The following is a 23,413-nucleotide window of genomic DNA, read 5'->3' on the forward strand; positions in this document are numbered from 1 at the left end:
TGAGGATAGAATCTCATTAAAAATGGCTGCACTTATAGAAGCGCAGCCAAGTAACTAACTTTTATTTTTTCCGTGTCTACTTTACAGGGTGATGTTCAGAACTTTGTCGGCTATTCTATTGATTAAAATTGATAAACATTATTTTGATTCATCACTACCTCGTACTTCTATGACATTATGCCCAAACGTACCCATTACTTTCCTAACGTCTTCATGTTCCAGAGATTAAGGCAAGAGGTCTCTATAATGCGACGTTAAGAATGATTTTAGGATGGCTATGATGTAAGGTCTGTCCTCTTTTTACACAATAATCCAGCGACAATGATTTTTATATTTTTCATGAATGTCATGCATTTGAGGGATACTTTTGTTAGGAAAGTCCCATATATGTTTAATAAAACTTGGTGCTAGTATATCAGGATTTGCGCCTGGGCCTTTCTCTCGAAATTTGTCAGTCACAAAACGATATATCACACGCATGATACACTTCCATTTAGGTGCCCGTAACCAAATCACCAAGTCCGCCCGTTGAATACGCATTTCAAGTGTATCTTTGTAGTTTCCGTCAATAATCCATGTGTCCTTGGAAATGACGTGATTTAAGCGTGTTCGAAGTGCTTCATCAGACGTCGTTTGATTACCTTCCCAAAATAACGCATCCATATGATAAAGTGGTAAACCTGTATGTTGCGCAATGCGATAGGCAAGTGTCGATTTGCCTGTTCCTGGAGATCCCATAATCACAATACGTTGTATCATTTTCGTCACCTCATCTTTGTTCTGATAAAATACCGTCCTCCATGTGAAAAACACGGTCACAATAGTGTGTCAGTCGTTCATCATGTGTCACAATTATACATATTTTGTCACGTTCTGTCGTGAGCTTTTGTAAGATTTGAATGACTTCTAACGCATTTTCAGTATCAAGTGCAGCTGTTGGTTCATCAGCTAATATAATGGCAGGATTCGTGTACAACGCTTTTGCGATAGCGACCCGTTGTTTTTGCCCTCCAGAAATTTCACTAGGTAATTTATTTTCAAGTTCCGTTAATCCCAGTTGATGCATAAGTGCCTGATACGCATCTAAATGCATCACATCTTTTTTGGATTTTTTAAGTAATTGAAATTGTTGTTTGACTGTAAGAAATGGAACTAAATTCGTGGATTGTAGCACAAATCCCACTTCATTCATACGTACTTTGGATAACTGTTTTTGGTTCATATTTGTAATATTTTTATTGTTAATAAAAATTTCACCATGTGTGGGCGTTTGAAGCGCACCTGCCATCGTTAAAAAGGTACTTTTACCAGAACCTGAGGGGCCTACAATTGCAATCAATTCCCCTTTGTGAAATTGAAGCGTCGTCGATTTGACCGCTTCTATCATTTGATTGCCATCTTTAAATGATTTTGTCACGTTTTTAAATACCAACATATGTACACCTCCTATGCGATTGCCTTAAGTGGATCAATTTTTCGAATGCTTAATACCGAGAAAACACTGCCTAATAATGAGACGCCAATGAGTACAATCGCAAAAATGGCAAGCGTAATGGCGTCGAATTTCACTGGTACTGCTGTTGGTAGAAATACCCCAGTAAGCATCGTTAAGCCTAATCCGATCAGTGCACCTATACTTGCTAAAATAAAGGTTTGAGCAATGACCATTTTAGCGAGATAACCATTCGTAAACCCTTGTGCTTTTAAAACACCAAATAGATGCGTTTTTTGCAAGGTCATGACATATAGGAAAATGCCTACTACAGTTGCAGAAATTGCGAATAAAAAGACAATCATAAAGTTTAAAGTCATATTTTGCGCTTGATAGCCTGGTAAATTTTCTATAAATGAACTTATTTTTATAGCTTCTAAATTCGAGTCTAATTTAACGTCTTGCCAATTTGGATCTTTCACCACGATGGCATTTGTGACCTCTTTGGTTAACATTGGATTAATTTTGGCCATAGTCGCATCATTCGCAAACAATACGGGTGAGGCGTTAAATTTAGCACTTTCGCTAATTCCTACCACCTTTAACGTTTCATCGGATTGTGCTAAATGAATCGTATCGCCTACTTTGAATCCTTTTTCTTTTAATGACGCATCAATTACCACCTCATTCTCTTTTTGAAATGCCTTACCATCAATAATGTGTGGTATTAAAAATGATTGTTGCGCCACACCAAACAGCAAAGCATTTTCTTCCGTTCGCCCATTCGATGCGATGACAGCGGTTTGTTTTAACGTTGCTTTCTCTTTAAAATCATTGGGTACGTCTGATGTTTTAAATTTTGACTGTTGAATCGTCTGATTCGCATTGTCGTTCATAATGATGGCATCCGCATGCCATTTATCAATGCCTTCTCGGTTCATATTCATTAAACCGTTCGCAAGACCTGACAATAAAAACAACAAATAACTCACCATAATCAGTACACCAACAATAAGACTGAATTTGAGTTTATTACGTTTGATTTCATTCCAAGCTAAAAACATAACTTTCCCCCTCCACGTGTGTCTTCACAAGCATACCATTAAGCGCTATAAGTTGCACGCGATACATATTCTTTATTGATGTTATATTTTAAAATTACCCAATTTATAAATGCGTGATATTTTTACAATTTTGTGACATATGTTATATTTCATGTAAGGGTTTACATGAAATGCAGTGAAACTGATTAAAAGGAGTGATGCCATGAAGCATATCGATGAATCCGAAGTAAAAACTATTGTAGAAGATGGCGATGTCATTGGACTAGCTGCATTAACAGTGTCAAACCTACCTGCCGAAGTGTTACAACTTCTTTTAAATCAATATGACGATACTCAGTCACCTAAAGACCTTACTTTCATATTAGCGAATGATATTAGCAGTGGTGGTTTTACGGTGGAACTTGATGATTTTGTTGAACGTGGCATGATCAAATGCGTCATGATGAGTATCATGACTGCTTCCAAAAAGACAGTCAACGCCATTAAATCAAATGCGATCGAAGCTTACTTTTTACCACAAGGCGTCATTGCGACGCATTACCGACAATCCAATTCGATAACACCAGGTGTGTTTACAAAAATTGGATTACACACAGGTGTTGATCCACTCTATCAAGGGGGTAAGGCGAACGCGCGTACGACTAAAGATATCGTTTCACGCGTCACGCTTCTTGATGAAACGTATCTACATTACAATTTCCCATCCGTTGATGTGGCGATTTTGAGAGGCACCTATGCGGATGCTAAAGGCAATATTTATATGACACACGAAGCACATCTTGGTGAAAGTTACGGTGTCGCTTTAAATGCGAAAGCACATGGTGGCAAGGTCATTGTACAAGTGAAAGCAATCGTTGATATTTGTCAACAGAACCCAAACGATGTATTTATTCCAGGAACACTCGTTGACTACGTTTATATTTCTGAAAATTCACGCAATCACCAACAATTAATTCAAACGTATTATCAACCAGAACTCTCTGGAGAACGTCGAGTGAATACTTATCCAGAGCCCACTTTACCGTTTTCGACGCGCAAACTGATTTTACGCCGTGCTGCCCAACTGCTTCGTCATGGGGATACGGTCAGTATTGGTTATGGCATTAACAATGAGCTCACTAACCTCCTGCATGAGGAAGATGTGGAAGATGCCATTTTGCCTATTATGGATACTGGTATTTTTGGTGGATTTATTGGCAGTCGCAATCATTTTGGTATGAATTACAACACCGAGGCACGTATGCGGCATGATGAGACATGGGATTTTATCTATAACGGCGGCGTATCCGTTGCCTATATGAGTTTTGCGGAAGTGGATGCGCAAGGTAACGTGAATGTGTCCTTTTTTGGAAACCGGATGAATGGATGCGGTGGCTTTATTGATATTAGTCAATCTGTGAAGCGTTTGGTATTTTGTGGCGCTTTTGTTGCCGGTGGTCAACTAAAAATCGAAAATGGTCAGCTCCATGCACATGACACGTCACCGATGCACAAATTTGTATCTAACGTCGATCATATTGATTTTAACGCTGAGTACGCAAAAACACTAGGTCAAGAAGTTCATTTTGTAACAGATCGCGCAGTATTTGAATTGCGAGACGAAGGATTAACTTTAACTGAAATTGCACCAGGACTAGATTTACAGCGAGATATTTTACAACATATGGATTTTACCCCAAAGATCGCGGAGCCATTAATTACTATTGATACAAGTATTTATCAAGAGGTATGGGGGAACTTGTCTCAAACACTTTGTAACCAATCACACACGACGTAGAAAGTTATTTCTATTACGATGATTGTGGTAAGCCCTCATCCCTTCCCAATCATCAACTAAAGGGGGTTATACGTGATGAATTTCGATTGGATTAAAACGCGCTCTGATTTTGATATTGAGAAGCCAGCTGTCATCGATCCATTAAAGGGGACACAGTGGACGTACCAGCAACTCAATATCCGCGCAGATCATATGGCACATTATCTCACTGACAAAGGAATACAAAAAGGTGATGTCGTCGGTGTATTTGCACCCAATGATGTGGCACTTTTAGATTTATTATTTGCTTGTTTTAAAATGGGCGCGGTATTTTTACCTATTAATTGGCGACTCAATCCTAAAGAAATTGCAGCAGTTGTTAAAGATTCCGAACTCAAAATATTATTTTATGCGGAAAAACATTTAAGTTCATTAACCGATGTTGATGAAAAGCTTTTGCATATGGACATTGATAGTCCTGAATACGCAACAATCGTAAACCCAGAACACCATCAACCATTTAAAGCGACTAAAGTAGAGGCAAATGATTTGGCCGCTTTAATATATACAAGTGGTACGACGGGTGAACCTAAAGGCGTGATGTTTTCGTATGACTCATTTGTAAATAATGGCACCAATATAGAATTAACTTATAAATTTAACTCCGACTATACAACCATTATTTCTACACCAATGTTTCACGTTTTAGGATTTAACGATACGGTATTACCAACATTAATGGCTGGTGGCACACTTGTTTTACAACGCTACTTTAATGGCGAAGCATTGAATGACTTAATTGCACAATATGAACCAAGTTTTATCATTATGATTCCAACGATGTATTATGCAACCATTAAGCAACCTAACTTTAATCCTGAAAACTTTAGAAAAATGAAATATGTCATTCAAGGTGGGTCACAACCTTTGCCAAGTATCCAAGCTGCTTTTAAACAATATGGTGTCAATATCATTAATGGATACGGTTTAACTGAGGCGCCACTCGTTATGGTGAACACGCCTGAAAATGCTCTAAAAAAACCAATGAGTATCGGAAAATCTGTCATGTTTGTTGAAAGTATCATCCTTGATGATGACAAAAATGAAGTCGGTGTCGGAGAAATCGGAGAACTTGCGATTAAAGCTAAAAATGTGACACCTGGTTATTGGAAAAAACCTGAAGAAACCGCCAAAATTTTCCATGGCCCTTACCTATTAACAGGTGATTTAGCCAAAAAAGATGAAGATGGCGATATTTTTATCATCGATCGCAAAAAAGAACTCATCATTACAGGTGGTGAAAACGTCTTACCTTCTGAAGTCGAAACCGCACTCGCTGAACATCCGCTCGTGGATCGCTGTGTAGTGGTTGGATATGATCATCCGAAATATGGTGAATCTATTGCGGCTGCAGTCATCTTAAGGGAGAATGACCCAGATTATGAGCGTAAGCTTGATACATTTATGCGTGAAAAACTTGCGGGCTATAAAGTACCTCGCATGTATCAGCCTGTCACTTATATGCCCCTTAACTCTACGCAAAAACCGGATAAACGCGCAATTCGCGATATGATGAACAAAAAAGCACAAGCGCTTGAGTAACAAAATCAAAAATTTTTAAAGATAAATGTAAGCGTTTACAACAAAGGGAGGCAATTATTATGACAAATCGAGAAGAACGATTAAAAGCACTGTATCCTGAAGATATTTTAAGCATTGCGAAAGATTTAACAGATGGTGAACTCGAACTTCTACAACAACTTCATGCGTTATTAGAAGACAAATACCGCAAAGATATTAATCGCCATTGGGTAGATGCAACTGTACCTGAAGACTTTTTTCAAGACATTGGTAACCTCAATTATTTTACAAATCCCCTATTATATAAAGATCGTGACGGGGCGCAAACACCGAGTCAATTATTCCAGTTTTTTATGGCTTACACATTGGCGCGTTTTGACGTCTCTTTAGCCACATTACTCGGTGTCCATCAAGGTTTAGGACACAATACCTTTTTGTTCGGCGGTTCAAAAGAACAAGTTGCCAAATATGTGCCAAAACTTCAATCACATGAACTGCGTACTTGTTTTGCCTTAACAGAACCTGACCACGGTTCAGATGTCGCTGGTGGTCTTGCTACAACAGCAGAACAAAAAGGAGACGTATGGATACTCAATGGTGAGAAAAAATGGATTGGTGGTGCACATGTTTCAGATGTCATCCCAGTATTTGCGGTGAACAAAGAGACTGGGAAACCCCATTGTTTTGTCGTTACCCCTGATCAAGAGGGCGTTGAGATTGATGTCCTTCAAGATAAAATCGCCTTACGTATCGTCCCGAACGCGCATATTAAATTAAATCAAGTTCAAGTAAAAGAAGCTGATCGCTTGCAAAATATTACGTCATTTAAAGATATTGCTAAAATTTTATATTCGACACGTGCCGGTGTGGCATACATGGCTACAGGGGCATTGGCTGGAACGTTACGCGCAACGTTAGACTATGTTAAACAACGTAAGCAATTTGGTAAGTCAATTAGTCAATATCAACTCGTACAAGAGAAACTCTCTATGATTCAAGGAAATTTAGCGCACGCCATGGCGATGTGTGCAGCACTCGCACGTAAACAAGCAAATGGTGAATATGATGAGGTTGCTACATCTACGGCCAAGATGATGAATGCCTTACGTTTACGCGAATCTGTCGCAATGGGACGCGGGGTTTGTGGTGGTAATGGCATACTTGCAGGTGATTATGATATCGCCCGTTTCTTTTCCGATGCTGAAGCCGTTTATACGTACGAAGGCACACATGAAATCAATGCACTTGTAATAGGTCGCGCATTAACAGGTACATCAGCATTTATTTAATATCGCAATTGTTAAGGAGGAATGATTATGACAATCAATAAGATTACCGTCCTAGGTGCTGGCACAATGGGCGCACAACTCGCTGCCCTCTTCGTCAATGCTGGCCTTAAAGTACAATTACTCGACATTGTCATTGATGAACAAGATCCAAATAAAATTTCGAAAAAAGCTTATGACATGATTACTGATAAAAAACGTCCGCTTTTATTTGATTTACAATACGCATCGAATTTAACATATGGAAATTTTAACGATGACTTGGCAGATTCAGATGCCGACTTATATATTGAAGCCGTTAAAGAAGATTTAGAAGTTAAACATACTGTTTGGCAAAACGTTGCACGCGTCGCACCTAAAGAAGCATTGTTTGCGACAAATACTTCAGGCATTCCAATTGAAGCCATTGCACAGGTGTTTGAAGAAACGGATAAAGCGCGCTTTTTTGGACTTCACTTCTTCAATCCCCCACGTATTATGAAATTGGTTGAAGTGATTCCTAACCGTCTTACTGACGCTACTTATATCGAAAAAGTTCAAACATTTGCGCAAGATGTCTTAGGAAAAGGTGTTGTCATCGCGAATGACGTCCCCGGTTTTGTCGCAAATCGCATCGGAACACAATCGATGAATGACATTATGTATCGTGCTGAACAACAGGGCTTTTCAATTACTGATGTAGATGCCTTAACTGGTCAGGCCATTGGCCGCCCTAAAACAGGCACATACGCCTTGACCGACTTGGTCGGATTGGACATCGCCGTTTCTGTCATTAAAGGGCTACAACAGGTTCCTGAAGAACAACCATTTTTCAAAGATGTGGCGTTAGTTTCAACATTATTTAATAAAGGTGCACTTGGTAGAAAAACGAAACAAGGCTTTTACAAAAAAGATAAAGCCACAAAATCACGTCTCGTTTTCGATCCAGACTCCCAAGATTATGTACCTGTTGAAAAGCCTCAAATTCCTTTATTAGCACAATTTAACAAAGATTTAGCGCATAACTTAGACGTCATCTTTAACGCTAATGATGATGCAGGCCTATTCTTATGGGAAACGTTACGTAACACTTTTTACTATGCTGCGCGTAATGTACCTTATGCTGCGAAAGATTTTAAAGATGTCGATCGCGCACTGGTTTGGGGATTCAACTGGAAGCTCGGTCCATTCCAATTATGGGACTTAATGGGCTTTGAGCGTGTTAAACAGCGTATGGAAGATGAATTAGGTGATTTACCAGAATGGCTTCAATCTGTCCAAAACAGCTTTTATGAAGCAGGTGAATCCATCGAGCGTGTCACACCTGTTTCTGAATGGATTACAGATGTCGTTTGGGACCGTGATGATTCTAAATTGGCAGTAGCCAATCGTAACCAATTGTTGCTCAAACTTCAAAGTAAAAATAACGTTATTACAGACCATTTTACAGATGATTTGGTTGAGGCCATCGATTTACTTGAAACAAAAGCCTATAGCAGCATGGTGATATATGCAGAAGGTACCAACTTTAGCGTGGGCGCAAATCTTTATCAAATGAAACAAGCCCATGAAGATGGTGTTGTTGATGATATGGTAAGTGGTGCCGTTGAAAAGCTCCATCGTAGTTTCAATCGCCTAAAATATAGTACGAAACCGATTGTCACTGCGGTTCATGGACGTGCACTGGGTGGCGGTTGTGAACTTGTGCTTTATTCCCCATTCGTCGTTGCAGCAAGCGAGACGTATATTGGCTTAGTTGAAGCTGGTGTTGGTTTATTACCAAGTGCTGGTGGACTTGCTGAAATGGCGAATCGTATTTTACACACAGCTCACATGAAAAATGACCACCACCACAGTATGACGAACGTACTGATGACTATCGGTTTTGCGAAAGTATCAACGAATGCGTTTGAAGCAAGACGCTATGGCTTTTTACGAGATACAGATACCATTATATTCAATACAGCAAAACGCGTAGAAATCGCATTGCGACGTGCGCAATACGAAGCAGATACCAACTATATCCCTGCACCAAAACATCAATATCTTGCGCTAGGTTCTGATTTTATCGCACTTGCGGAAGGTCAATTAGACGCACAAAAAGAAGGTCATTTCATTAGCGAACACGACTATGATATTGCCTTACGTATTGCAACCGTGCTTGCAGGTGGAGATTTACCAAGAAATACGTATGTGAATCAACGTTACTTACAAAAACTTGAAAAACATCACTTCCTCACATTATTAAAAACTGAAAAGACGTATGCGCGTATTTGTCATATGTTGAAAACTGGTAAACCATTACGTAACTAACACACGAAAGGATGAAATTGATATGAGAGAAGCTTATATTGTCGCTTATGGGCGTTCAGCAGCTGCAAAAGCGAAAAACGGTGCCTTATTCCATGAAAGACCCGATGATGTTGCCGCAGCGGTCCTTAAAGGTGTTTTGGATCGCGTAGATGGTGCATTTCAACCCGATATGATAGATGATGTTATCGTTGGGAATGCCTTTCCAGAAGGGCTCCAAGGGCAAAATATTGCACGAACGATTGCGTTACGTGCTGGACTACCTAATCATGTACCCGGTCAAACTGTAAATCGTTATTGTTCTTCAGGTCTTCAAACGATTGCATTAGCTGCAAATCAAATTCTTGCCAATCAGGGAGATATTATCGTCGCTGGTGGCGTTGAACTAATGAGCGCTGTCCCTATGGGAGGAAATGAACCGATAAACAATCCAACACTACAACAAGAAGACGTCGGCGTTTCTTACCCAATGGGTCTTACCGCAGAGAATGTTGCTTTAAAATATAACGTCTCTCGCGAAGCACAAGATGCTTACGCTGTCGAAAGTCATCAACGTGCTGCAAAAGCTCAAGACGCCGGTAAATTTGAAGATGAAATCGTCTCAATCCCTGTTAAAACGGTAACGTATACGGAATCAGGCCCTAAAGTAGAAACAACACCATTTAATCAAGATGAATTTATTCGTCCCGATACAAATCTCGATACATTGGCAACATTACCAACTGTATTTAAAGCGGATGGCACCGTAACAGCTGCGACTTCCGCACCTTTATCTGATGGCACAGGGTTTGTCGTTGTGATGTCAGGTGAAAAAGTCAAAGCGCTCGGCGTGACGCCAATCGCAAAATTTGTCGCATATGAAGCTGTAGGTGTCGACCCTAAATTGATGGGGATTGGACCTGCGTATGCGATACCTGAAGTGTTAAAACGTGCCCATTTAACGATTGAAGATATCGATTTAGTTGAACTCAATGAAGCCTTCGCCGCACAAACCATCGCATCTATGAACGAAGTCGGTTTAGGTGCGTCTAAAACGAATGTAAATGGCGGGGCTATCGCACTCGGTCACCCTCTAGGAGCAACAGGCGCTATGTTAACAGGACGTCTACTATCAGAAATGAAAAAACGTCAGGATGCCCGTTACGGCATGGTGACAATGTGTATTGGCGTCGGCATGGGTGCAGCAGCCATTTTCGAATATGTAGGTTAAACTGACACACAAATACCCTCGCGCGTAGGTACTTCCTACGTCCGAGGGTATGTTTTGTTATAACACGACTGTAAATTGACGAGATTCAACTGCTTGTCCTGTCATTTCAACTTTGAATTGATTCGCTTTACGATAAACATGTACATCTACGTGACCATCTTTTCCCATTTCTTGACCTTGTTCGATACTGAGTCTATAGGTTGGATGATTGGGATCAATAAACCGTGCATAGTACGCCCCCATGACACCTGACGCAGTACCAGTTACAGCATCCTCAACAGTGCCGGCATCAGAAGCCGAAAAGTTTCTACCATGCATAGCACACGTGTCATGATATGTTTCAATACAAAATGGATGGACAGAGGCACCTGGCTCTTCGGTTAATATTTCAGCAAATTTTTGATTGTGCGGTTTCATTTTCCGACAAACTTCTAATGACTTCACAGGTACTAACAATGTCCATACACCTGTGTTGCCATACATGATGGGTAAATGTTCGTCAATTTCTCGCTCATGGATACCGAGCACTTGTGATAGTTGTGGGATAGATCCTTCAAACGCTTTAAATTGCGGTGGATTTTGTACCATCGTTACAGACCAATGCCCCGCTTTATGTTCTAAAGTGATATTCAATCGTCCTGCTTTCGTTTCCACTTGTATGTCGGTTTGTCCATTTGGAATGAGTTGCTTTGATTTGGCGGCAACAACGGTAGCGATCGTTGCATGACCACACACATCCACCTCTTTTTGCGGTGTGAAAAAGCGAATTTGAAAATCGGCGTGTGTTGAGGCCATTAAAAATGCTGTTTCATTGAAACCCGCTTCATAAGCAATCGCTTGCATTTCATCTGTAGTCAACATATCACCGTTAAGTACAACACCAGCAGGATTCCCCTTAGAGGGTTCGGTTGTAAACGCATCGTATTGGTATACTTTAACTGTTTTCATAGTGCCATTCCTCTTCAATAGAATTAAGTATGCTTTAATGTAACACGTTTTTGAATACGTTTCGATGGTTACACACTTTATTACAACATTTCATTCTGAAGTCCGACACTTTATAACAATCATTTAATAATGGATTACAAAAACACTACGTTTTGTAATCTGTCCGTCATACAGTACCACTTATTTATCTACTTCAAATCATAAAAACCCTCAAAATGTGAGATATCAACACATTTTGAGGGTTAATACTTAGCCATAACATACACTTTAACGACTAAATTGAGACATTAACGTTTTAAATGCTTTTACGTCTATCTCATGCACATGCTGTTTTTGATAATTGTGACGTACTTTAAAGAAGCGTTTTTTCTGCTGAATATCTTTCAGCGCCGTTTTTAAATTGAATGCCCCATCTGTTTTGGTAAAACGGTTTTCAGGGGCTGTCACACTTAAGTTATGCGCAACATCTTGATAAGCAAAGATTAACATATCATGATCAAACGCCATGCGCACCGCATTAATAATTTCGCCACCTTCATTAATATCTAAATAGACATCACATGTTTGATAAAGTTTGTTCACTGTTTCACGTTCAATCGTCGGATAAAGTTTCACGTTCGCATAGGCATCAAATGCCATTAAATTTGACGACATTTCTGTAACGGCTCCGATATGAAATGTCGCAAACGGACAAGCTTCAACAATGGATGCCAAGTGGTGAATTTGATCAGAATTTGTCATTACTAAGATATTCATTGAATAACCATTGGTCTTTTCATAATCATAAATATATCCTGCTTGATGAACATGTTGACGTTCTGAAACAGACATATGTTGGGTTAAAATCTCATATTCATGCACATCAGGGACGACAACGTCAAATTGACGCATAAGATCCCCGCGCAACATGAGCGTCATATTTCCTGGGACATGTCCTTGGCATTGTTCTTGCCAAAATAAAATATCATGACCCGGTGTATCTAATTCATAGAGTACCGCAAATGGTGTACCTAAAGAATTAATGACAAATTGTGATAAATCGATATTTAATGCACGGATGAAAAACAACATAAACTTCACTTTATTGTTGAAGTGATAAGATTGCCCTTCCCAATATAAAATGATTGATTGGACGACAAAATTTTCATAGATCACTTCTCGTCCTTGTTGATCCATATATTTACGCATAATCAATTTACCAGTTGTGTCATATACAGATTGTGCGAAATGCACACCATGTTGCGTATAATGGTCTACAAACTGTAAACGTCCTTCACCATCATACCAATCTACATGACTGACAATACGTGGTTTCAAATTAGGACGATAATTAATTTTGGCACGTTTAATACCCATATCTTTAACCCATGCGACATCATTATTCCCTTCAATTTCCCAAAATCGCGGTACGTCCACTTCATTGAAATAACGAGGTTTGGCATCTTTCGGAACTCGATAGTTTGAGAAAAATTGATAAGGCGTCACAACATGTTCAGGCAAAAACCCATCATCTTCCATAACAATCGTTGTCGCGTAGTGATCAGAAAGGCGTAATGTATCATATAATGTGCGTGCGTTAAGGTCAAAACGTTCAAATAAATTAATCATGAGCCACCTCTTCTAAACATTGTTTCCATTTAAGCTGAATCTCTGAAGTAAGGAATGGTCGCGCAACATTATAAGATACTTTATGTTCTGCTTTAGGGCCGTCATTAAAGAATTTAACGATAGACGCTGCATACCGTTTTACGATAGTTTCTGAGGATTCTTCTTTCGCATTTACTGGTAATAAATAGCCATTTTTACCATCACGAATAAACGTTGGGTTGCCATAATTTACATCAAATCCAATCATTCCTAAACCAGACCCTACAGCTTCTAACAATGTTAGACCAAAGCCTTCGCTCGTCGATGCGGAGACAAATAATTTATAACGTTGGTAAACATCCTCTAAATGGACGTGTCCTTTTAAATGTATATAATCTTCTGCGTGGTTCTCACGAATTAGTGTCGCAAGTTGTCCTTTTGCACCGCCTTCACCATAAATATCAAATTGGAGCGCGGGTACCTCCTTTTTAGCAAGTATCGCAGCACGTACGAGCCAATCAATATGTTTTTCATTAGCTAGACGTGATGCACTTATCATCGTAAACGGTTGACGTTTTCTTTTAGGCTTTTTAAGTTCATGAATACTTCCCACTGGAATGGTATACACTTTTGGCGATTGTTGATGGTATTTTTCAAATTGCGCTGTCAAAATATCGTTTTGTAACTGTGTAGCGGTAATATAAAAGTCAATTTCATTTGCTTGCATAAATTGATACTCATAATAATTATTCCATAATACATGTTGGTCGTCTGTCGCATGTTGACTAAAGTGTTCTGCATGTACGACAACCCCCATTTTACTTTGTCCTTTATGTTGTACAAGTGCCTGGCCCACCTCACTTGCACGATCTAAAAAGACAATGTCTTCAGAAGATAAATTCAAAGATTCCATAAAGTAGGCGATAAATGCTTGGCGACTGTACAGTACCTTATTTTTAAAACGATAGACATTCGTTTGACCGTCAATATATTCGTTATATGCAATCGAGCCGTCTTCATTATAAAATTGACGCATATAAATTTTAGCCATATTGTCATGCGGTGCATAATATTCAGAGAAGATGCGGACATAACTGTAAAAATCTTTACGTACCAATTTACCGTCAATGACAAATTCCGCACGGTCGACGATATCTTCATCCGGATTCTTTAAATAACACGTGATAAACGTTTGATTATCATTGAGAAATAAGCGATGAATTTTCCCATCCGTTTCTTCACGTACAATCGGTTCATAGACCTCTGCTTTAAGTTGCTCTACGGTATAACTTGAGGGTGCGATAGGGATATCCGTAAAATATTGATAAATCCAAATCACTTCATCATCTTTAAAACCAATATTTTCCGTTAATGTTTGAATATTTTCTGCATTAATAAAATCTAAAAATACGTATTTTTGAGGATAATTCAAGCCCCTCAATAATTTGGCACGGTACATTTGTGCATATTCCACACCACTACTCGCCCAACCGATACCAAAATTGATATTGTATAATGTCACGATACGTCCACCTCTTTAATTTGGAAAATGTACGACAAGTTTTCCTTCTTTATCAAAAGTTGTCACACTTTGACAAAGGTTTTGAATAATATGTTTTTTAATATCTTCACTCATCGCTTCAAAGGATTCTAATGCTACTCTATGATATTCAAAAATCGCGTTACGTTGCCCGTTTTGACGGTTTTGAACACTACTCTTCAATTGTTGTAAGTGATCCACTTGGTGAATCCAATTGCTATCTATTGCTTTCAAAATCGCTTTTTGTACGAAGCGTGTATAAAAATAATCATCATTTAAAGCATTTTTTTGTGCACGAAGCGACAGTTCAAAACGTTCTACTAAAAAGGCAACCACTGCTTGTTCTTGATGCAACGCAAGCCCCGTTAAATCTTCTGCAAATTGAAAACTGATGTTTTTATAAATATAATCCGTAATGTTTTTTTTAGAATGTAATTGACGTTGACGATACGCTTGTTGAAACACATCTTTTGCCACTTTTGATAAATCTAGCTCCCCCATATCCCATAATTCGAGGACACGGTCACGCTCTTTATAAATAAGTTCACGTTGAATACTTATACTTTTTTCATATTCATTCGCCATTTCACGTTGAATCACTCCGTGTTCTTCTGATACACGTTGTGCGCGTGCTACAATCTTTTGAACACGTTTTTGAAATAGGCGACTTTTTTCTAACGTAGCGCCATCCACTTGATTCAACTTCTCATTGTTGACCATATTCCCTTTACCCCAGCGTTCAACGAGGTAGTCTTCTAAGGAAATATAAATTTGTGACGTACCAGGATCACCTTGACGCCCCGAACGACCACGTAATTGACGGTCTACACGACTATTTTCCATATGTTCACTAATGATTACGGCAAGGCCACCAAGTTCTTTGACACCTTCTTCTAATTTTATGTCTGTTCCGCGCCCAGCCATACTTGTCGCAACTGTCACGGCACCCAGTTGACCTGCTTCGGAAATCATTTGTGCTTCTTTCGCAACATTTTGTGCGATTAATAAGTTATTTGGAATATTTAATTCGAAGAGCGCCATAGAAAAATACTCGGCTACTTCCGCTGTTCGCGTAATCAGTAGTACAGGTCGCTTTTTTTGATGTAACGTTTGAATGCGCGCTAATATTGCCGCATTTTTATCATCCGCATTTTTGAAAACACGATCTTCATAGTCTATACGTTCAATTGGTTTATCTGTAGGAATTTGAACAACGATTTTCGAATATAAATCGAAAAATTCTTTTTCACCTAACTTACTGGTCGCTGACATACCAGAAAATGCATCAAATTGACGAAATAAGTTTTGAAATGTAATGGTTGCCATTACACTCATGTCACGTGATAATTCCACATTTTCCTTTGACTCAATTGCTTGATGAAGGCCTGCTTGTAACTTTGTCCCTGGCAACATCCGTCCCGTAATACGATCTATGAGTACCACTTCACCATCATAAACAAAATAATCTAAGTTAGATTCAAACAAGTGACGCGCACGTAACGCTAAATTAATATTTCGCACGAGATCAAAATAAGGTTGATCAAAAATATTTGTCACACCAAAGTATGCATTCGCTGCTGAAATCCCTGCATTCGTTAACCATATTTCTTTTTTAGTTTTTTTCATTTCAAAGTGTTCATCTTCACGTAACGTCTCTACAAACGCTTTAACAATATGAAATAAATTAGATTGTACACGTGGTGCCCCTGAAATCACGAGTGGTGTTTGTGCGGAATCTAAAATAATTGAATCGGCTTCATCAATAATGCCAAAGTTTAAGTCGGGCAAAAATTTCCCTTCTTTACTATCAGCTAAGTTGTCAATTAAATAGTCAAACCCGAGACGCCCATTGGTTGTATAAATAATGTCATGGCTATAAATACGTTGTTTTTCACCCGGGGCATACTCATAATCAGGAATGTCCACAAAACCTAACGCAATCGTAAGACCTAACCATTCAAATAATGGTTTCATTTCTTCATAATCACGACGCGCTAAGTAATCATTTGTCGTAATGAGATAAGCCCCTTTACCAGTTAACGCATTTAAATATAACGGCAATGTTGCGGTAAGCGTTTTTCCTTCACCAGTCTGCATTTCCGCAATATTACCTTCATGAAGCACAATACCGCCAAGCACTTGAACATCTTTTGGAAACATGCCCAATACACGTTGACTTGCCTCACGTAACACCGCGTATGCTTCAGGTAATAACTCCGTTAAAGATACACCTTTTTCAATGGCCTGCTTGAATTCTTGTGTTTTTGCTTGTAAAGCCGCATCAGGCAATTTTGAAAACGTCTCGCGATACTGATTAACCTTTTTTAATATTTTATGAAGGCGTCTAAGTCGCATATTGTTAATGAGTTGAGAAATTTTAGTATCCATTTTGACGTCCTCCATTTAATACATCTAAATCGATATGATTTAAGTACCGACTCGGGTTCAGCATCTCTTGCACAATAACTGTATGCGCATGTAAATCATGTTCCTCGTGTGTATAGCATATAATAGGTGCCGCTTGGTCTCGTTCAACATCATCCACAGTATTCAAATGATGTGTGACAAAAGCAGTCCCATTAAACATTGTGGCCATGCGATAGGCGATGGCGCTTGATTGTTCATGATATCCAATAAAGTGTAACGCCCCTTTATTTTTAAGGTGCATCAACTTGTCGCGCAAAGTTTCAGTATCATAGTGTTGCCAATGTTCAACTTTGATGACATTTTCAAATTCACGTATCGCATCGGATGATAAGGGCTGTGTTTCCGCAAATAGAATATTCAATACAGGTAACGATGGAATTTCATTGATGATGTCCGTCATGCGAAGCACTTTTGAATCCGTATTCTCATCCTGATGTTGGATTTTAATACTTCGAAAACAAACAGACGTCGAGGCAGCATTAATCATTTGAAGTTCATATGAAAAAGCTTCATATGGATAGGTAATCACTACATCGCGTTGTTGAATGATACGCGTATCGAAAATGCTACCGTTACGACGTTTAAAAATGATTTTAAAATAAATGCCTGTACTTGGCTCCACATCATAATCAAAAGAAAAATGATAGGTTGCACCTCTTTTTAAAATCGGTAACGTCGGTATCGTTTTTTCTTCAGCGTAGTTCGTCATCATTTTCCACTCGTGAATGACAATTCCAGATGGCATCAGGCGATTTTTGAATATTGTCTCATGATGGTTGAAATGAAGACGTGAGCCATACATAAATGTATTAGGAATGATTTGCGTCCACCGAATGGTGTAATTATGATTTTGCACGTGACGTCACTCTCCCAAATCGACTTTCCAAAATAATATTGTAAAAATTAACGAACCAACTTGTAATAGTAGGCGAATCATCATTATGTCTACCTGGCACGCCACGACTCATGACACGCGCATGTTGTCTTGTCATTACTGGCAACAACATCTCAAACGCATGCATGTCGTAATCATCTTGTTCCATATACGCAATCGCAAACGTTGTTTTAGAAAAATCTGCGTTTTCAATTTTATCCCAAAACTTATGGTTAAGATGGTCAATATCAGATGGTTCTAATCCACCTTCGTTCTTCAAAAGGACATCTAGTGCTGTCCCGAAATCTTCTGGACGCTGTAACGGCATATTATGTGCTACAGTTCCGACATTGATTAACGGTTTCCCTACGACGATGCCTGCAGGATTTAATTGCGCGCCGTAATACAAAGCACCAAAAGAACCCATTGATAATCCCGATAGTATTAATTCATTTTGTTTAAAACCAAGGTGATCAAGTCCTTCTTGTATCACATTTTTAATCGCCTCCTCATACGTATCCGAGCCTAGATAAAATGCGCCCCCTTCAATACGTGGGTCTCCAATTAAGATAAAAGGCGCTTTAAAACGATTCATCATAAAATAACCTTCAAACCCTTCTGCCGGACGATAACCACTAAAATATACATTGAGCGGCGGTTTCATATCTCCAGGGTTAAAGTAGTAAATAAATTCATCGTGATTGTTATCCGTAAAACGTTTACCGCCTAATATAAATTGCCCCATGTCTAATCGCGACCATCGTTTATGAACAGCCCCCATATGAAACGTACCTTGACCTTTAGCACGTGCACTTATAATGATATACGCATCATGTGTACGTCTTGGGATTTCTAGAGGTACATGTAATTCATGATGTTGACGAACGAATTCCTCAACGACAGTATCTGACGTCCCTTTCGTAATCAAGCGGAATTTAAATTCTACTTCTACATTTCCTGTCACAGTAAATTCTGGCCAGATTTGAATGACTTTACCTTCGTCATAAAACAAATGTTTCTGCCAAGATAAAATAGGCGTCATATCATTGCCGAAATCACCTGAAAGTGCCAAAGCCTTATTCCCTAAGTAAAGTGCCTCTCCTTTAAACGCCGGATTCACGACACAATATTTTGGAGAAACTTTATCCCCATATTGCCCTGGAAATGTTACAGACTTTAAAATTTCATATAAATCATTCGGCGAATCATAATTAAGTGGACGTATCATGCGATTTTGCACTAAATCATGATGCTCAAAATTATCATCCCAATACTGATGATCTACATAAGTCGAATACGGTTGACTGACGATTTCGAGCGTTTCCATTAAACCTTCCGAAAAAGGTGTTTGAACAAAAATAAAATCAAACTTTCCGTGAACCTCTATTGTTGTCTTCACGGCATGTATATAATCACTAAAATTTTCAAAAACATCAGGATTCAAGTAATCCCAATCTGTATATTTACTATCTGTGAAATGTGGACCGTAATCGTTCCTACCAATTTGTAAAACTCTGAACTTACGCGCCACTATACTCACCTTCAATCAATTGGTCTAATTGTTCTATAATTTTTCCAGATGCATAGGTTTTAGAAAGTTTTTGCGCATGCGCATATGAATAATTCCAATGTTTTAGATGCGCCAAAAAGTAATCTAATGCGCCAATCAATGCTTCGTCCGTAGTAATGACAAGGCCATTCGCACCATGTTGTACATAATCGGTTTGCCTTTGGTTGATTTGAGGAAGTCCTGCACCTAAACAACATATTTGTAGAAACAAATCCGGTTCCTCTGATAAATCAACCATGATACGCAATGTAGAAATAGCTTCCACAATATCAATTTCAAAAGGAACGATTTTGAGTTCAACATAATCAATGGTTTCATCCTCTTTCATCAATTCAGCAATCTCCTCTGAAACATCTGACTTACCATTAAATTGGTCATTAATGACATTGATTTCATTCAATAGCCATTGCGAGATGTGATGACGCTCCATTTTTGACATTAATACGATACGCATCGATTCGTGATTTTTCATATATTGAACGCATTGCGACATCAATGTCTTTAATTTGGCTTCACTTAACCCGTCAATCCATAATCCGATATATGTTTCATGTAATTGACTACTAATATTGGACATCGTCTGTGCATCAAAAGGCGTAATGCGCATTAAACGATTCGCCAAGCGTTGCTTTGTTTTATATGCGTTCAGTTTTTGCTCATTTTCAAGCGTATCTACAAGCCAATTTTGTCCTATTTCCATAGAAGCTAATGCCTCTTCATTTAGATCTTGATTACGCTGTTTGAAAACGGAATAACATAAACGATGGTGATTAAAACTTTGTGCGATGAGGGCATTATGTCGGACATCCGAGGCAACAAAAATAATATCGTCTTTATTAGTAGACGTTGCGCAATAATCATGTAGATATTCTTGAATCACTGTAACCATTGATGAGTATTGATGATATTTGAAACGATGGTAGTATTTCTTATGAACGTCAACCGTGCCATTTTTAACTTTTTCCTCTAAGATCCAGTCACCATCGCACGTCATATATCGGATGAAATCCGGTTTACCTTCGCAATCGTAATAAATCATGCTAGATAAATAACCACGATCATCAAACACATAACGCCGACACAATACTTTGTCTTCATAATCTTCAATCCAAATCAAATACCCATCTTGACTAAAATATATATTTGAATAGCAATGGTCATTCATAATTGCTTGAATAAGATAAGGTGTGTAAATAAATTCCGTACCGGTTGGCCATTTGAGTTCACGATAATCTACAGATTGCGATGTTTGATGATTAAAACCTTGAATCTCATCAAATACAGACCAATAAGTAGCTTCGAATAAATCATGGCGATGTAAAAATGTGCGTAAACCCGGATTATAATTCATAACAATGATTTCAAATTGAACGTTATTTTTATAATGCATCGACATTAAACTAATCATATCGTCAAATTCTGTAATCGCACGTTTACGATAAAAAGGGTGTGCCTGACTCTCCCACCATTGATTTTGGCTATACCAAGCCGGTATAAAACGTTTCATAAAACTCTCCTTACCAATATTTAGTCAAAAATTGTTGATATTTATCAAAATACAAATATGTTCGAATGGTTTCAGCAATATTGATACTAATGTACACAAGAATAATTAATTGAATCGCAAAGTAAATTTGTTGTGAAAGTTGAGGGACAAATAACGTGCAATACAATGGAATACCTATAATAATGCCAACAATGATAGAACCCATCCAACATACAATACGTGCTTTATGATTGAGAAAAACATCTGTTTCCACTCCAGGATTAACACCTTCAAAGTAATTACCATTTTTAAGAAAATCTTTTGCCTTTTGTTTCGTATTAATCAGTAACCGTGACAATAAATACCCTAGAATAATTTGCATGAAGATATAAATCGTAATACCTTCCACATTATCAAAACTCAAAAAACGCACATCTGAGGATTTACCTGTAACTGAAGCAACAATAAGATTAATGAGACTGTTTAAAAGAATGAATACCGATAAGCTAATCATGATGGAAATACTCCCAGCTGGATTAAGTTTCCAAGCAAGGTAAGACTTGGTACGTGTATGCGTAACATGCATAATATCTTGATACGTTAAACGATATTCAACCAATTCAATCAAAAGTAAAATAATTAAAGCAATAACGATTAATGTGACAATAGTAATTAAAATGACATGATGGACATGAAGTTCAGGCAGCCTTTGATTAAAAATAGAACGTACGATACTTAGAAGTACAATTGGCATAGGCCCCGCAATACAGTACCTAACATTTTGATCCGCTAACCAAACAAGCATCATTGCACCTGTCACAATCACTAATAGTATAAGAAATAAATTAACGTCTTTAATATGATCTTTAATCACAGACTGATGAATCACAAAATACCCTTGAACCACGCATAAAGCTAACGTTAACAATTTTTCTTGATAATGCTTTTCTTTACGCGTTTGGCGCATAGATTTCTCTATATTGCGATAACGTAATAACATTAGAAAAATCATGGCTGTTAACCAAGGTCCGAGACCAAGAGAAAAGATATGGAGTGTATGAATGTCCCCACCCATATTTGAGACAGCCAGCCTATAAAATGAACCTTGTTGAGCATTGATATGGTCTTGACTGACTAAGGAAACATGATTTCCAAATATGTATATTAATAAAATGAACAATGTATATATGATACGTTTATGTAAAATCTTATATTCGTATTGACCTAAAATACGAAAAAACAAATTATTCTTCACATTAACCCTCTTTTATAACATGTTGCCAAAGAGGCTAGAAGCACTTGTCTTTGGCAATGAATCATATCCATTGTACTTGTGCCTAGCCTCTTTAACCCATGTTGTTTACTTATTATTTATTAGATTTTCTTACTTTCTTTTGATCTTTTTTTGATCTTTTGAGTAAACCTAACCCTGCAAGCATTGCAGCAACTGCTCCAATTAATCCACCATTTTGAGTTGCTTGACCAGTATCAGGTAAAGCATCAGTCTTAGTCACTTTGTTGTCGTTAGAAGTCACTTTATTAACATCATTGTTGATAGCAGTACTATCTAATTGTGGCGTTTGAGATTCTGATGTTGTGAGTGACATACTTGTTGACTCAGAAGTTACTAATGAATCACTCATAGAGTTTGACAGACTTGTTGAAGCTGACGTACTTACACTTGTTGAGATTGATTCTGAAGTACTTAGTGATGTACTTAATGATTCAGATACTGACGTACTTGTTGATTCAGATGCGCTTACTGATGTTGACGTACTTTCTGATTCAGACTCACTTACTGACGTTGATGTGCTCTCAGACTCAGATACTGACGTACTTGTCGATTCAGATGCACTTACAGATGTTGAAGCACTTTCTGATTCTGACACTGATGTACTTGTTGATTCTGACGCACTTTCTGACGTTGACGTGCTCTCAGACTCAGATACTGACGTACTTGTCGATTCAGATGCACTTACTGAAGTTGATGTACTTTCTGATTCTGACGCACTTACTGATGTTGATGTGCTTTCTGACTCAGAGATCGATGTACTTGTTGACTCAGACTCGCTTACTGATGTTGATGTGCTCTCAGACTCAGATACTGACGTACTTGTCGATTCAGATGCACTTACAGATGTTGAAGCACTTTCTGATTCTGATACAGACGTGCTTGTTGACTCAGATGCACTCAATGACGTTGATGTGCTTTCTGATTCAGACACTGATGTACTTGTTGATTCTGATGCACTTACAGATGTTGAAGTACTTTCTGACTCTGATACTGATGTACTTGTTGACTCAGATTCACTTACAGATGTTGAAGCACTTTCTGATTCTGAGATTGAAGTACTTGTCGATTC

Annotated in this window: 17 protein-coding genes and 1 pseudogene; 6 read left to right on the forward strand and 12 right to left on the reverse strand. The window is 38.4% G+C overall.

What is annotated here, in order from left to right; translation table 11 throughout:
• Window positions 1-300: 300 nt before the first annotated feature.
• Genes CD172_RS08425 through CD172_RS08435 form a run of 3 tightly spaced genes read right to left on the reverse strand, consistent with a single transcriptional unit; the run spans window position 301 to window position 2,496 of the window.
• Complete coding sequence (locus CD172_RS08425) at window positions 301-759, reverse strand: AAA family ATPase (protein WP_037565718.1); 459 nt, start codon at window positions 757-759, stop codon at window positions 301-303.
• Between the two features lie 10 nt (window positions 760-769).
• Window positions 770-1,435: an ABC transporter ATP-binding protein gene (locus CD172_RS08430; RefSeq protein WP_103346073.1), complete on the reverse strand. Its 666-nt coding sequence runs from the start codon at window positions 1,433-1,435 to the stop codon at window positions 770-772.
• An 11-nt stretch (window positions 1,436-1,446) separates the two neighbouring features.
• Window positions 1,447-2,496, reverse strand: a complete 1,050-nt coding sequence (locus CD172_RS08435; protein ID WP_103346074.1) for an ABC transporter permease — start codon at window positions 2,494-2,496, stop codon at window positions 1,447-1,449.
• A 202-nt stretch (window positions 2,497-2,698) separates the two neighbouring features.
• On the opposite strand from CD172_RS08435, the gene fadX reads away from it, so the two are divergent.
• The 5 genes from fadX to CD172_RS08460 all read left to right on the forward strand — a co-directional run bounded on the left by fadX (window position 2,699) and on the right by CD172_RS08460 (window position 10,618).
• The gene (fadX, locus tag CD172_RS08440) at window positions 2,699-4,273 is read left to right on the forward strand and encodes a fatty acid degradation protein FadX (protein ID WP_103346075.1); all 1,575 of its coding nucleotides are present in this window, start codon (window positions 2,699-2,701) and stop codon (window positions 4,271-4,273) included.
• 75 nt (window positions 4,274-4,348) lie between these two features.
• A complete protein-coding gene (gene fadD / locus CD172_RS08445; RefSeq protein WP_103346076.1) occupies window positions 4,349-5,854 on the forward strand; it encodes a long-chain-fatty-acid--CoA ligase FadD in 1,506 nt (501 codons plus the stop codon).
• A gap of 59 nt (window positions 5,855-5,913) precedes the next feature.
• Complete coding sequence (gene fadE / locus CD172_RS08450; protein WP_103346077.1) at window positions 5,914-7,122, forward strand: acyl-CoA dehydrogenase FadE; 1,209 nt, start codon at window positions 5,914-5,916, stop codon at window positions 7,120-7,122.
• Between the two features lie 27 nt (window positions 7,123-7,149).
• The gene (gene fadB, locus CD172_RS08455) at window positions 7,150-9,411 is read left to right on the forward strand and encodes a 3-hydroxyacyl-CoA dehydrogenase/crotonase FadB (RefSeq protein WP_103346078.1); all 2,262 of its coding nucleotides are present in this window, start codon (window positions 7,150-7,152) and stop codon (window positions 9,409-9,411) included.
• A 22-nt stretch (window positions 9,412-9,433) separates the two neighbouring features.
• Entirely contained in the window at window positions 9,434-10,618 is a 1,185-nt protein-coding gene (locus tag CD172_RS08460) for a thiolase family protein (protein ID WP_103346079.1), read from the forward strand.
• A gap of 57 nt (window positions 10,619-10,675) precedes the next feature.
• Here the strand turns inward: CD172_RS08460 and CD172_RS08465 are convergent, their stop codons facing one another.
• From CD172_RS08465 to CD172_RS12990, 9 genes are all read right to left on the reverse strand, one after another.
• On the reverse strand, window positions 10,676-11,566 hold the full coding sequence (locus CD172_RS08465; protein WP_103346080.1) for a PhzF family phenazine biosynthesis protein: 891 nt from the start codon (window positions 11,564-11,566) through the stop codon (window positions 10,676-10,678).
• 267 nt (window positions 11,567-11,833) lie between these two features.
• Entirely contained in the window at window positions 11,834-13,174 is a 1,341-nt protein-coding gene (gtfB, locus tag CD172_RS08470; RefSeq protein WP_103346081.1) for an accessory Sec system glycosylation chaperone GtfB, read from the reverse strand.
• Window positions 13,167-14,675: an accessory Sec system glycosyltransferase GtfA gene (gene gtfA / locus CD172_RS08475; protein WP_103346082.1), complete on the reverse strand. Its 1,509-nt coding sequence runs from the start codon at window positions 14,673-14,675 to the stop codon at window positions 13,167-13,169. The genes gtfB and gtfA overlap by 8 nt, the downstream gene beginning before the upstream one ends.
• Before the next feature lie 15 nt (window positions 14,676-14,690).
• On the reverse strand, window positions 14,691-17,081 hold the full coding sequence (secA2, locus tag CD172_RS08480; RefSeq protein WP_103346083.1) for an accessory Sec system translocase SecA2: 2,391 nt from the start codon (window positions 17,079-17,081) through the stop codon (window positions 14,691-14,693).
• Window positions 17,071-17,976 carry an accessory Sec system protein Asp3 gene (asp3, locus tag CD172_RS08485; protein WP_103346084.1) on the reverse strand — a complete coding sequence of 302 codons (906 nt, stop codon included), beginning with the start codon at window positions 17,974-17,976 and terminating at the stop codon, window positions 17,071-17,073. Before asp3 ends, secA2 begins: the two co-directional genes overlap by 11 nt.
• Window positions 17,963-19,525, reverse strand: a complete 1,563-nt coding sequence (gene asp2, locus CD172_RS08490) for an accessory Sec system protein Asp2 (RefSeq protein ID WP_103346085.1) — start codon at window positions 19,523-19,525, stop codon at window positions 17,963-17,965. Before asp2 ends, asp3 begins: the two co-directional genes overlap by 14 nt.
• Window positions 19,515-21,071: an accessory Sec system protein Asp1 gene (asp1, locus tag CD172_RS08495; RefSeq protein WP_103346086.1), complete on the reverse strand. Its 1,557-nt coding sequence runs from the start codon at window positions 21,069-21,071 to the stop codon at window positions 19,515-19,517. The genes asp2 and asp1 overlap by 11 nt, the downstream gene beginning before the upstream one ends.
• 10 nt (window positions 21,072-21,081) lie before the next feature.
• Window positions 21,082-22,305: an accessory Sec system protein translocase subunit SecY2 gene (gene secY2, locus CD172_RS08500; RefSeq protein WP_103346087.1), complete on the reverse strand. Its 1,224-nt coding sequence runs from the start codon at window positions 22,303-22,305 to the stop codon at window positions 21,082-21,084.
• Between the two features lie 112 nt (window positions 22,306-22,417).
• Entirely contained in the window at window positions 22,418-22,657 is a 240-nt protein-coding gene (locus tag CD172_RS12990; RefSeq protein WP_174167592.1) for an LPXTG cell wall anchor domain-containing protein, read from the reverse strand.
• Between CD172_RS12990 and CD172_RS13075 the strand changes: the two are divergent.
• Window positions 22,647-23,413 (forward strand): annotated as a pseudogene (locus CD172_RS13075) (hypothetical protein); the annotation flags it as partial. The gene CD172_RS12990 and the pseudogene CD172_RS13075 sit on opposite strands and share 11 nt — an antisense overlap.

The organism is Staphylococcus agnetis, from assembly GCF_002901865.1.
In the GTDB taxonomy this organism is placed as follows: Bacteria; Bacillota; Bacilli; order Staphylococcales; family Staphylococcaceae; genus Staphylococcus; species Staphylococcus agnetis.